Source organism: Acidiluteibacter sp. (assembly GCF_055129545.1).
Genome location: NZ_JBSRUB010000003.1, coordinates 15,177 through 28,003, shown reverse-complemented (window position 1 = coordinate 28,003; position 12,827 = coordinate 15,177). Strand labels below are relative to the sequence as shown.

General features: G+C 36.3%; 9 protein-coding genes. 3 read left to right on the top strand and 6 right to left on the bottom strand.

Annotation, left to right across the window (positions count from 1 at the left end; all coding sequences use genetic code 11):
• Nucleotides 1–4 precede the first annotated feature (4 nt).
• Together ACTB0X_RS00420 and ACTB0X_RS00415 are read left to right on the top strand one after the other, a co-directional pair.
• Nucleotides 5–1,510, top strand: coding sequence for a T9SS type A sorting domain-containing protein (locus tag ACTB0X_RS00420; RefSeq protein ID WP_463022994.1), 1,506 nt, complete (start codon nucleotides 5–7; stop codon nucleotides 1,508–1,510).
• Between the two features lie 98 nt (nucleotides 1,511–1,608).
• Nucleotides 1,609–2,949 carry an ATP-binding protein gene (locus ACTB0X_RS00415; protein ID WP_463022993.1) on the top strand — a complete coding sequence of 447 codons (1,341 nt, stop codon included), beginning with the start codon at nucleotides 1,609–1,611 and terminating at the stop codon, nucleotides 2,947–2,949.
• Between the two features lie 8 nt (nucleotides 2,950–2,957).
• Here the strand turns inward: ACTB0X_RS00415 and ACTB0X_RS00410 are convergent, their stop codons facing one another.
• From ACTB0X_RS00410 to ACTB0X_RS00390, 5 genes are read right to left on the bottom strand one after another with little or no spacing between them, the layout of a single operon-like run.
• A complete protein-coding gene (locus ACTB0X_RS00410) occupies nucleotides 2,958–6,605 on the bottom strand; it encodes a contractile injection system tape measure protein (RefSeq protein ID WP_463022992.1) in 3,648 nt (1,215 codons plus the stop codon).
• Entirely contained in the window at nucleotides 6,595–8,835 is a 2,241-nt protein-coding gene (locus ACTB0X_RS00405; protein ID WP_463022991.1) for a hypothetical protein, read from the bottom strand. The genes ACTB0X_RS00410 and ACTB0X_RS00405 overlap by 11 nt, the downstream gene beginning before the upstream one ends.
• A gap of 34 nt (nucleotides 8,836–8,869) precedes the next feature.
• Nucleotides 8,870–9,256, bottom strand: a complete 387-nt coding sequence (locus tag ACTB0X_RS00400) for a DUF4280 domain-containing protein (protein WP_463022990.1) — start codon at nucleotides 9,254–9,256, stop codon at nucleotides 8,870–8,872.
• 2 nt (nucleotides 9,257–9,258) lie between these two features.
• Complete coding sequence (locus tag ACTB0X_RS00395) at nucleotides 9,259–9,543, bottom strand: hypothetical protein (protein ID WP_463022989.1); 285 nt, start codon at nucleotides 9,541–9,543, stop codon at nucleotides 9,259–9,261.
• Complete coding sequence (locus ACTB0X_RS00390; RefSeq protein ID WP_463022988.1) at nucleotides 9,543–11,252, bottom strand: glycosyl hydrolase family 18 protein; 1,710 nt, start codon at nucleotides 11,250–11,252, stop codon at nucleotides 9,543–9,545. The genes ACTB0X_RS00395 and ACTB0X_RS00390 overlap by 1 nt, the downstream gene beginning before the upstream one ends.
• A 159-nt stretch (nucleotides 11,253–11,411) precedes the next feature.
• Here ACTB0X_RS00390 and ACTB0X_RS00385 point away from each other — a divergent pair, with 159 nt between their 5' ends.
• Entirely contained in the window at nucleotides 11,412–12,089 is a 678-nt protein-coding gene (locus ACTB0X_RS00385; protein WP_463022987.1) for a response regulator, read from the top strand.
• On the opposite strand, the gene ACTB0X_RS00380 is transcribed toward ACTB0X_RS00385, so the two are convergent.
• The gene (locus ACTB0X_RS00380) at nucleotides 12,086–12,823 is read right to left on the bottom strand and encodes a hypothetical protein (protein WP_463022986.1); all 738 of its coding nucleotides are present in this window, start codon (nucleotides 12,821–12,823) and stop codon (nucleotides 12,086–12,088) included. The two genes, ACTB0X_RS00385 and ACTB0X_RS00380, sit on opposite strands and share 4 nt — an antisense overlap.
• Nucleotides 12,824–12,827 lie beyond the last annotated feature (4 nt).

Here is a 12,827-nt window from a genome sequence, read left to right as displayed (position 1 = left end):
CATTATGAAATACAAGACTATTTTCGCTCTACTACTGATTTATTCAAATTTCTCCTTAATCGCACAACATCAAAAAAAGTTCGACTATATTTTACCAAGGAACGGTAGTTTTGAGTCTGTCATTTTCTTTCAAGGAGATATCCTCGGAGCTGGAAATTATAATTTTGGAACTGGAAGCAAAGGGATGATTCATCAAATAGACACATCAGGAGCAGTAATCTGGAAAGACTCTCTACTTCAAAACATTTCAATAGGATTGAGTTTGCTTCCCCATACAGATAGCAGTTGGTATCTTGGTGGGCAGTTTGAAGCTAGCAATGGAGTTAATGATCTTTTTTGCCGACAATACGACACTTCTAACCATCTAAATTGGGAAAAATCGTACGATTCTCCGGGCAGCTTCAATGCTGATGATTTTTCAGATATGGCGACAGATCAAAACGGAAATTTGTACATCGGTGGCTCAGGCCGTCCTGCACCTCCTGCCAACAAAGCCCATATTCTAAAATACGATTCTGCAGGCAACCTAATGGCTAATAACATGCTCACCTTAGCTTCATCCAATAATGTGATTGGGATAGAAGTAAGTGGACAACAAGTCGCCGCTTCTGTCTTTCAGTTTGGAAACCCAGCAAAATTGCTCCTCTATAGTTTTAATCTTTCACTGCAACAGCAATGGGCTAAAACGTCCTCTCTTTTTCCTTATCAAATGTTTACTACTTTGGCTAGTAACCCCAGCGGCTATTTGGCAATGGGAGGTTCATTTTTCCCAGGTTCGAAGCCGGCGGTAGAAGTTTATCGACCCAATGGAGACACTTCTGCCTTATTTTTCCCCACTTCTAGTATCAGTGGTTTTGGAAAAGTGATTCAAGTCATCATGGACAGCAGTCGATTTATTTATTCACTCAGCAATTTCAATCAGTATTTCTTACTGAGTAAACACGACACCAGTGGAAACCATTACTGGAGTGACACCCTCTCTAACTCCAATTTAACTCGGAATGTCAACGAAAAGTTAATGCATTTACAGGGCGACCGACTATACTTGGCTACTTCCTACTTAAATACCTCTCTTTATGAATACGATACCTCAGGAACTCGATTAGGGCGCACAACATTTTCTATCAATGTTGCAACTAATAATATCTATTTCTCCTCCATTAATGCCGATGACAATGGCAATGTTGTGTTAGGCGGCCAAGCAAGGTTCTCAGGGAACATTTACCAACCTTTTATCGCTTATTTCACTCCGCAGCCAATCAGCACTGCATTAATTGATGCCACCAGATCGCCTGAGCTTAAAGTCTACCCTACTCCTACAAATGGGGTATTGTATTTTTCTAAATCGTTAAAAACATATCGTTTATATAACTTACAAGGACTATTATTAAAAGAAGGAAATGGAATCTTAAATGAGCTCAATATCGCTGATTTTCCTTCTGGAGTGTATCTGCTGAAAGGAGAAACACAAGACCAAGAATCGTTTCGAATAAAGGTGGTGAAGAATTGAATGCTATTATAGAGAATTCCCCTCTCTAATTAAGTACTTCTACTCTTTTTTAAAACCAGGTAGAACTTAACTTTATCCATTCAACAAATGGATGACCAATGTTAGAATTACACCATGCAGGGATCAACTACTTTTTGGAGAAAGAGTTCAGTTGGCTGAAGCAAATTATAAACCTGCGGTTTGAGTCGTTTTTTGATCCGGAATTTGAAGAACGATCGATAGACAGCCTTACTCCACCCATTATTGGAATTGATACCGCCTACGAGCAATATTTACTCACTCATGAATTGGGGTTGAGCGAACGCATTGTCGTTGCGATGGCATTGGCTTCTACTCTACAGCCCGAAATTTTCAATTTATTCCACATCGAGAACAAAGTGACCGGCAAGAATTACTCGGAGTTTGGAGGCATAATGAAAGACAATAAGTTTACCCCGACATACAGAACGGCGGCTTTCATTTTAAACGATGAACCACAAGCGCTGCCTACTTCTATTTATGAACTGTTTGAGCAAGCCCATCCTTTTACGGCAAGTGGCATCATGAATTTTTCTGCGTCCAATTTTCAGAATCGACTAGACACTCCGATTAAGTTGGGATTAGAAACAGAATACTACGTTTTAACAGGCCTACAGTATAAATCAGAATTCAATTCAGACTTTCCGGCACAAGAAATAGAAACGGCTTTGAGTTGGGAGGACCTGATTATTTCTGATCAGGTGAACCAAGAGTTGAATGAGTTATTGAACTGGTTTAAATACGAGGACATGCTGAGTAATGACTCGCATTATGCCAAGTGGGTCAAGAAAGGGTATCGCGCACTATTTTACGGCCCTTCAGGGACAGGAAAAACGCTCACTGCATCATTATTGGGCAAAACGGTCAATCGTCCAGTGTATCGCGTAGATTTATCCATGGTGGTTTCTAAATACATTGGTGAAACAATCAAAAACTTGGAGAAGGTATTTTTTAGGGCGGAACGTAACAACTGGATTCTCTTTTTTGATGAAGCCGATGCCATATTTGGAAATCGGACTTCAACTTCAAGTTCTAACGACCGGCATGCCAACCAAGAAGTGGCTTATTTGCTGCAGCGAATAGAAAGTTTTCCTGGGTTAATTATTCTAGCGACCAACTTAAAAAACAACATTGATGAAGCGTTTAGCAGACGTTTTCAATCCATTATTCACTTTCAATTGCCCGATCAAGAAAGTCGGTATAAGTTGTGGAATACCATCTTCGAAGCTACAGGATTATCATCAGCTTTTATTAAAGATGTCTCTGAAAAGTATGAATTGACCGGAGGTAGCTTAATCAATGTGCTTCAAACGGCAAGAATCACATCAGATATCAAAAAGAAGGAATTGACTGAAAGTGCGGTGTTATTTGCGATTCGGAAAGAGCTGAAAAAAGGGGGAAAAAGACAGTTCAATCTATAGTGCTGCCGCTATCTCCACGAAATGTAAATGGGCACTTCAATCCAAGCGAAGTGAATCATAGTAATGGACCACGGCAAATAATCCAATAGAATATCTGTTCCGCTGCTTTCTACATACAACTGAAAAGCGGCGTCTTTCTTCACTATCCGACCTTGTCTTTTCAAGAATGTATTTCGCAAACTTTCGGGGCTGCTCGTTGACAATTTATCCCAATGGGTGATACAGGCTTCGAGCAAACTGTCCGCTTTTTCATAATCTGCTACCTCGATCTCATCGTTTAAGTCAATAACATCTGAAACATCCACCCCACAAAGGATTTTCGGAAATGCCAATTCGTGTTCTGCCTCACTGTCTTCCTCGTATTTTAGCCCTGTTGCCAGATAATACAGCATTCGAACTCCACTACTCCGCTCTAACTTGGATTTGAATTGAAATTGGCCATTCAGGTAATCCAAAGAGAGAAACAGCTGCTTTATAAATGGGTGTAAAATAACCAATCCAACATGTTGCATCTCCCATTTATCCAAGGAAAAACTGTTTTCTTCTTCGGTTTCACTCTTCTTTTTCTTTTCTTCTACCGGTTCTTCTATTTGCTCTTTATCAGCAGCATACTTTTGAAGCTTCTGTTGCAGTTGGACGATTTTATTCTGATACTTGGCTGAAAACTGTTGGTCGACTTTACCGTATTGAGTAATGTTTATATTCAATCGATTCGCTACCAATAGCGACCATCTTTCAAAAATTTCCCACACCGATAGCTTTTGGAAAACTGCTAGTGCAATGGCTTCCCAAAAAATCAATTCAAATTCATAATACGAATAGGGCTTTTGAGCCGAAGGCAACTTTTTATAAATGGCCTCCAGCTGTTTGTAGTAGCCTATAAAGAAATTGCCAATTTGGTTTTTCGATACCTCTAACAAACTCTCCTTTATTGTCTTTTGTCGATACACCCATTTATTGGCCACCTTTTTCTCCAACAAATAAGCATAAAAATATTGAACCTCTTTTTCTTCCCAAGTGGAAAAATTGAATACCTGAGTTGTTCTATTTTCTTCTTGGTGTATGATTGCTAAAATCAAATGATCAATTCCATTGTTGGTGAGTTCCTGCAATGGAATCAAACGACTAACTTTCTCCCACTGCAATTGCCTTGAAAAATATAATCGTTGTGTATTCAGCGAGATCCATTCTTTATGGGTTTCCCACATCAATTTGAATGTAGCATCGTTGAAATAGTGTTTCATTAAGTAAACGGGTTGCTCCACTAGCACAAACAATAGGAAATCATTCCACTCCATTTTTTGTTGATCTGTCAGAAACTGCACCTCTTCTTTGTTGAGTTTTAACAATCGAATAATCGAGTTTTTCCAATCGAGTTTTGAAAAGCTACTTTCTGATTTGCTGTTCAAAAAGTATTTGATTTCAGTCAACAACAAATAATGTGAGATATAATTAGAGTCAGATAATGAAAGCTTTAAAGCGGAGTTGATCAACTTTTGCTTTAAGTCGGATGGACTCATCTTAAACTCCTTGGCGAGCGAATTGAGTTGAGATTTCCAAAAGTTTACTGGTATTAATGGACTCCGCTTCTCTATCAGAATGGCTATGAATAAGACCCGAATTTTCTGTGTCTGATTCTTTATGGTAAAATCTGTCAAGTTAAAGACTTCCATAAAAAACAAGGAATCGCTAGACAACAAGTTAACCAAGCTAATGTACTGTGAAGGACTAATTTTAGTAATCCATTCTTTTATCAGCAGTACTTGGTATTTAACACTGTCTAAATCTGATTTTAGCTTTTTTACTATGGCAGCAGAAAGTTGTTTTTCATGTTGCAACAATCGAACTAACAACCCATACGTCAACGACTTCTTATTGATGACGTATTGATAGATTTCCCATTCTTCTTTTAGGTTTACAATTCGATTGGTTGACAGATCGCTAACCTCATTTTTCAATCGAACTGCACTGATAAATGAATCTTCGAATTGTCGGTAGTTTTCAACTGTGTTATAAAATTCAACAGGAACGAATGTGTTGTTTTTTAAAACACTCAATAGGTAAGAAATCGGCAAATCTGAAGCTGATCCGAACTTCCGCATCAATTGCAACGCCCATTCTTCTAAGAAAAAGTAGGTCTCCTTTTCTGAGGTAAAAGTGATGGATTCATATTCTTGAATCAATCGAATGAGGAATAAATCAACGGGCTTTTTATGGCGTCCTTCTTCTTCAGCCCTTTCATCCTCCACCTCAAGTTCATTCATATGAAATAAAATAAAATAGAGTAAACTTACTTTCGTCCGATTGGTTTCTTTTTCGCTAATGGCCAATATCAATGTCTTCAAGAACAAACGATAATTGATTTGATAGAATTGGGCAATTTTTTTAATGTGGTATTCTACAAAAACTGTGGCTTGAAAATAAGATGAAAAAGAGGTTTGAAAGAAGGTTAATGTGAATACCCACACTGCTTTTTTATAACTAACTGCTGTAGAATTCACCTGTAATTGCTCTCGTTTAGTCCATAACAATTCGTGATATTCTTTCACCAACTGCTCATCATTTCTGCCAATCATTACCCTTAACGAACGATACAATAGTCGCTCTTTCAAAGGTGCTAACCACCTATTTTTCATGGCCTCAATATTCTCAAACCGACTGAACCATTGCTTTAATTTGGTGATTTGTTCTGAATCAGTTACAGAAGATAAAAGCATCTTTTCTACCTCTTCAATGGTATAGTTTACAGACTGAATAATTTGCTTCTCCTCTTCTAACTTTTTGTTTTTTAGCAAGCCATCCTTTTTAAAGTCAATACTCAGCTCTAGCAAAATAGAATACAACTCATTATAACTGCTCTGACGTTTGGATAATTCCTCGATTCCTTCATAAAACAATTGGAACAGTACGGCTAATTTTAAATTGTAGTGAATGGCCAATGATTCCAATTGAGCGGTTATGAATAGCTTTCTAGAGAATCGGCTTCCTTTGGCCTGTAATACATACTGCAAGGTGAATTCCCAAATGATCAAGTGGAAGGATCTTTTTGATTCGCTCCTCAACAACTCCTTGCTTTCATATTTGGACAAAAGCTCTTCGTGGTAACTTAAAATGAAGTTGCTTTCACTCGGAACTAACGCCTTCAAAGTATCCTTTAATAAAGATTCGAAACCAATCTGGATCAATCTTTTGATTGCTCTAGACGGCCAATCGTGCTGGTACAATTGGTTGACAAATTCTTTGTTTTTGATTTGCTCTCGCCATGCCGATGTAAACACTAGTCCTTGAGAAGCATACCACGGAAACACGCCTTGAAACAAATAGAAAATTAATGGATGAAGTCGAGCACTATCTTCACTTTCTAGTTGTTTTGGATTTAAAACTTTCCAATTTTCTAAGTAATAAGTAAATGCTTGCTCAAACAGGTATGGTAATTCTCTTTCTAAGTTTTCTTGATTGATCGACCCTAAATCCAATTGGAGTGAATCAATCAGAATGTCTTGTTCGCCTGCAAATTTGGTTGATAATCGGTTTATTATGGAATAGAAGGATTGGTTAAAAATTCGAGAAACCCGATCTTCTATTTTCTGATGTTTCACTTGACTGAGCTGCGTTAAATCAAACTTAAGTGTATGAACAATGTGGTCATTCTTCATCAATTTCTTTTCCCAGTTTTGACGCTAACATTGATTCCACTTGCTCAGAAAATAAGTTTTTCCGTTGCGGTCGTTCGTTGAGTTCTTCGTCTAGAAAGTCTTGTTCAAAAGCCTCCATTTCCTCATATTTCAACCAAATGAAATTAATTTTCAGATGAGCCGGAAGGTGTTGGATAAATAGTTCTTCCACATTCTGCTGAAAGTTTCTCAATTGAAAACGCAGGCTCCATGCTGAAAACACAAAACTTATCGTCTGACTTTCATGTAATTTACTCTCTTCCAAAAGAGAATTATCCAATAAATAAAACCCTTCACTTTTTTGATTGATATCTAAAATTCTATTGGTCCATTTTCGAATGGTATTCACCAATACAGCTCTCTTTTTGCTCTTCCGAATTAAGTTCTTCGTTCTTTTTTCACCCAAACTTAAAAACAGCCCGTAATGTCCGTCTTCAATGGTTTTGCTGATGCTATAGTTCGCTTTCTTTAATCCATCTGCCAATAGGCACTCCAGAGGCTGATCGGTGTATAGGTATAACTTTCTGATGTCTTCTAGCGCATTCGTTTCGAAAATATCATTGATGTGATCATCCACTATTATTTTACCATCGTCTTCTAGGTTAGATATGGTCACATTCCACTCTTTTACTGATCTAGTCAACGACTTTTGGGGTGGAGAATCTATCCAAAGTTTTAACAATAACTCAAACGCTAGATAGGTTAAATTACTCCCCTCCATTTTTTTCATGGTGCCTCTGTAGACTCCAATCTCAGGCAGGTATTTCAGTAATAATTCTTTGCATTTAATCCGCTGAGCCAACGACTTGGGATAATTGCCATAATAGATATCAGGTAAATTCCTTTCAAAAGAAATGTCAAATCGTTGTAGTAAATGATTCAACGTGTCATTGCGTTTCTTCAAAAAGTCCATTCTTAATTCCACCTTCTTGGTGAGCGAAAACTTGTCACTCTTTACAATTTGCTGATTGTATTCAGCATCCTGATTGTCAATAGAAAAGAAAGTGCTGACTTCCGCCAACTGCTTCATTGAATTGGCAATAAACTGATCAAAAGGCAACAATAGCTTTTCGAATTGCTCATTATTTACCTTTTGACTTTCTCGTATGTGACTTCCTTTAATTTTATAGATTGTGGGAAATTCCTGGATCAGTTTATAGTATGTTGCAACATTTCTATTTCTTGTTGTAGGAGAGAAATAGAATGAGTTCGTTTTCTCATTACTCAACAAATAATTTCTCCGGACAGCTTGATCAATTTTATTGTATTGATAATCTACTTCATCTACATTAATCTCAACCGGTTTTCCGTCATTATAAATGTTTACCTTTTGTTTTTTTCTAGGATTAATGTACGGTAGATAATCTTCAGTAGAAATTATTTTAGTGTAAATTTTTGAACCATCAATCACTGCAAAATTTTTAAGCACTTGAACTCCTTCAATTTCATTCAAAGCACCTTTTACAACTTGCAAATGAATTTCATCGTAAAAAGGTAATAGCTCATCTTCCAATATAAATCCATTGGCCACTTTAGGGCCTGAAAACACCTCGCTCAACTTTTTATCTTTCGATAAAAGCTGTTCCATTGTATTCTTTGAGGGTTGTGTGTTGACTAGTCTTTCATTGAATTCATAAAGCACAGTGGCTAGAAGTTTCTCTGCTGAATGCTCCGACTCAAAGTAGAAATCTCCACTAAGAATTAAATCTTTTTTTTCTATAATTCTAACTGAATTCAGGCTCCATCCAAAAATCTTATACTCTTGAAATAAAGTGTGTACATAACCGATTATTGATTCCCCATTCGTTCTACTACTCAGTTGAAGAATTAAATCAAATCGATCGGTAAATCCATCAACAACTAAAAGCCAAGCATTGGCTACCCCTTCAATTTGGTCGATTAGCAGAATTCTAAAATCATTTGCTGTAACTGGAGAAGAACTGAAAATATCCTCTGCCTTGTAAAGTGCATTTTCTTTTAATTTAAATGTCTTTTTCTCTTCGGAAGAATGCAACAAATCTTCAATAGAAAACCCCAGTTTATAATCCAACTCTGTCAGCACATAAGAAAGTGTTTCTATAATTGTGATTCCAGGATCATGGGGATTATAATCTGTCCAAAGCTTTCCACTTAGCTTTTGAGACCAAAGCAATGCCTCCTTTCTATAGGCGTAATAATCTGAAGGAAGGTCTTCAATTTGATTCAAAACCATAACACTAAGCTTTTAAATTACTACATCTAATTGTTTAACTCTGCACCGTAAACTGCCCCGGACTAGTGATGGAAATTAATCCTCCCCACGCACAGTTGCATTTTGAGTCATTGGTGATACACGGTTGATTTCCTATCATTACTGTTGGACTACCTGGAGTCCATGGCCCAGGTGTGACAGGGATACACGGCATTGGTGTCAATACGCCCAAAGCAGCAGTAGTAGCAGCTGCAACTGTTGGATTGGCCAATGAATTACACATTGCAAAAGGGAGAATATTCAAAAAGGGCACATGATCCATTATATTCGCTACCGGCATAAAAGAGGATAAAACTCGGTTGGTCGGAAGTACCACTAAACTTGAAGGTGCTACACCAAAAGTACATTGTAACATTGCTCCCATAACTACATTCTGTCCCATATCTATTCTTTTTTTGGTTTATTTAAAATTACGATTGCGATTAAGGTCTCTGAAATCTTAATCGCTATAAAAAAAAGCGCATATGCAGCAATTAAAACTGCCCAATATTCTATTTCTGAGATGCCATAACTTGTTAATACAACATTCATATTGTAAAACTGCTCGGTCAACCAATCGTGCGTAATTGCTGCCATTGCTATGGCTAGAAACAAGATTATTATTAAATTCAAAATAGAGGTCGCGAAAAGCTGTTGTAACCAGCCGAAAAATGCTGCTAAGTATTTCATTATGGTAACCTTTTTTTAGATTTAAACTGTGTTTGCTCCTTGATGAAATAGATTCCATATCCGAATAATAGCCCTATCAATAATAGAAATCCTGAGAAAGTATAAGGTGTTGCCAGAATGATATACAAACAGATACCGGGCGCTAACATTAAAAATAATAAGGAAATTAATGACCTCCTGAATATGACTTCTCGTATTTCATGTTGCCGCAGTGATAAGACGAATCCAAGAAAAAGTATTGCAGATATAATCAATAAGATAACCTTCACTAAAAAGATTCCCTCAATTGTTTCATACCAATCTTCAATGTTAAATTCAAAATTTGAATTTATGGAACGTTTAATTGGTGATTTTACACTTTCATCGCTTCCAAAGCTATACTCCAATAGTTGCCATAAATCGGTGTATCCATTGTCGTAACCCAACGCCCAAATTCCTACTCCAGCTAATTTTTCAGTATTAATTAAATCATATTTATAAGTAAGAGATTCAATATCATCATACCAAACTTGATGGTGTTTATCTTCCAATTCTAGAAGAATATAGGCCGATTTACTTACCGGCTCTAGCAATATAGAGTCAGCTGAATAGTCCGACCTGACCTCTTTATATAACAAACTACTAAGAAATTTAACTTTCTTGGTTGGCACTTCGGTATTGTCTACTTCCCAATATGAACCGTAATAAGGAACCACCAACACCAATTGATCTTGTGGCAATCCTTTTGCGATGTAATTATGCACAGAAGCCTCTACACTGTAGCTGCCCCAAATGGGTTGACTGTAAATCGGAGCTACAGGGCCTGCATCGTTGCTCCAACTTCCAAAATAGTCATACCCCATCAATAAGAAATATTCGACGTGAAGCTTTAAACTACTAATGTCATAAGAATTACTCGGATCAATGGCAGGTATAGTCATGTGAATTGATTTACCATACATTTTTAAACTATCAGATAGCCTATTGACATAATTCGTTAGATCGGCTCTACTCTCAGAGGGTACATTTTCAAAATCCAACACCACACCCGATACTTGTTTCAAGGAAACATTTAGAATATTTAATATCGATTCTATGCTTTTATCTTGTGCTGATTCACTGCTCAAAAACTGTCTATTGTTGTGCTGGGTAAAATTGGTAATAGTGATATTGACTTTGCAACTATGTTTTGCCGCAGAATCTAGAATACTACTCTCACTCCAATCAACGGAGCTTTTAAGCTCTCCATTCTTCGGATTCAATTCATAGGTAAAAAGGGCCAAATGTGTCAATAAATTAAAGTTGTAGCTTTTATAGGCTGACCCCATCCAATATGGATGAAATCCGTATATAATTTTATTAACAGAACTACTACTTGCTTCGTAGGTTACATGTTTTATATTATGAATTGAATCCCACTTTTTTTCTAACTTTCCAGAACCTTCTAAAAGTATTTTACCGTACTTTTTTAAATCATTGATGTAAGCTGAAGTTACTGCTGTATCCTTGTGCACGAACTTAACTTTTCTTGGTGTAGCCCTAACCACTTTTTTTTTCTTGAAAACACCCATCAAAAACTTCTCTACTTTTTTAAAGTCTTTCTTTTTGCTTATTGAATCAGTATTCAATATATTAGTTGTTTTAATTATAGAACTAGAAGAAATTGATTTATAAGGCAGAAAGGTAATGGTGCAAAATGCAATAAATATGAATATCGATTTGAACTTCATGTAGTATAATTAATTAGAATAAAATTGCAAATTGATAACAGATTATAAAAGAGTATAAATACTCATTTTATGAAAGTTAATTTTTAAAGTATTACATTTAAATTTTTTATTAGAAATCAAACACATACACCTTTACTAACCCCACTAACTTATAATTAAATGATCAAAATTGCGCTTGCCGATGATGAGGCTTTATTTAGGGAGGCCGTATCAGGTCTACTAGAAAAATATCCCCACCTTGAAGTCGTATATTCTGTGAATGATGGAAAAGATTTAATTTCAGAAATTGAAAAACAAAAAATCATTCCTGACATATTTATTCTTGATTTAAGAATGAAGTATTTAGATGGAATTGAGACCACTAAAATTTTAAGTCAAAAATACGTCGACTGTAAAATCATAATCCTTACTTCCTACTATAGTCCTAGTTTTGTAAACTTTATGGTCAATTTAGGAATCAATGCCTTCCTCTCTAAATCTTTAGATCCTAAAGAATTAATTTTTGCTATAGACCTCGTGTATGAAAAGGGCCTTTATTTAACAGAAGACTATGCAAAAGCGATTCGCTCAAAAGTGAAGTCCAACAAAAAGCCAAACTTTTCAAAAGTAGAAAGTCTGACAAAAAGAGAAATTGAAGTATTAGAATACATTTGTCATGGCTATACGAATCAAGAAATTTCAGATAAAATATTCAGAAGTATTAGAACAATTGAAGGTCATCGCAAACATATAATGGAAAAAACAGGAACCAAAAACACCGCAGGAATAGTAGTGTTTGCCCTCGTTCACAAGATTATTGATATTGACAAAAAGTTCTTGGAATTCAAATTGGCTTAAATTAATTTACCAATGTTATACTTCAAAACTGCACCTTCTCCAAAGTTAGCTCCACTTCTTATTTCTAATGAATAATTAAAAGGGTCTCCTTTCCACCTCACATTAATTCGATTCCACCATTTCCAACCATAGATATTATGATTTTTCTTTATCCTACCAGAATGGCCACTATAGGCATTCAACAAAAAAGCATGAAGTAAAGCATATTTGCCTTTGCCTTCTATAGCATGGGCAACTGCCATCATTTCAAATGCATTGACTCCCTTTAAATTAGAAAGAATCGTTCTCCATTGTCCATCAGCAGGAACTTCCCCTTTAGCAAATGTTCCAACCCTACCGGCAGATCCGACTACACCTGCTACTTCAAGTTCAAATTCGGGATTGATGCAATTTATTCCAATTTTGTTCTCTGGGGTAATAGTTAGTGCATCATTTTGCGCTGAAGAAGTAATGCATAATCTCTTTTTGCCACTTTCACCGACTAGCCTAAATTTCCAAGAGGGCAATAAATCATTTATTTTTTCAAATAAGCTCATTATTTCTTCTCCATTTTCTCCTTGCGGCGCTAACTCTAGCCCCGTATCAAAGTTTTTAGAAAATCCATCATCTAACCGATTGACTGTTGAATTGATTAAATCTTCAAAGTCTTTTTCAACAGGCCTTTTCCCATTTTTGAACTTTTCATACAAACTCTCTCTATTGAATATCTTGGACTTACTATTCTCGTTTTCCATTTTT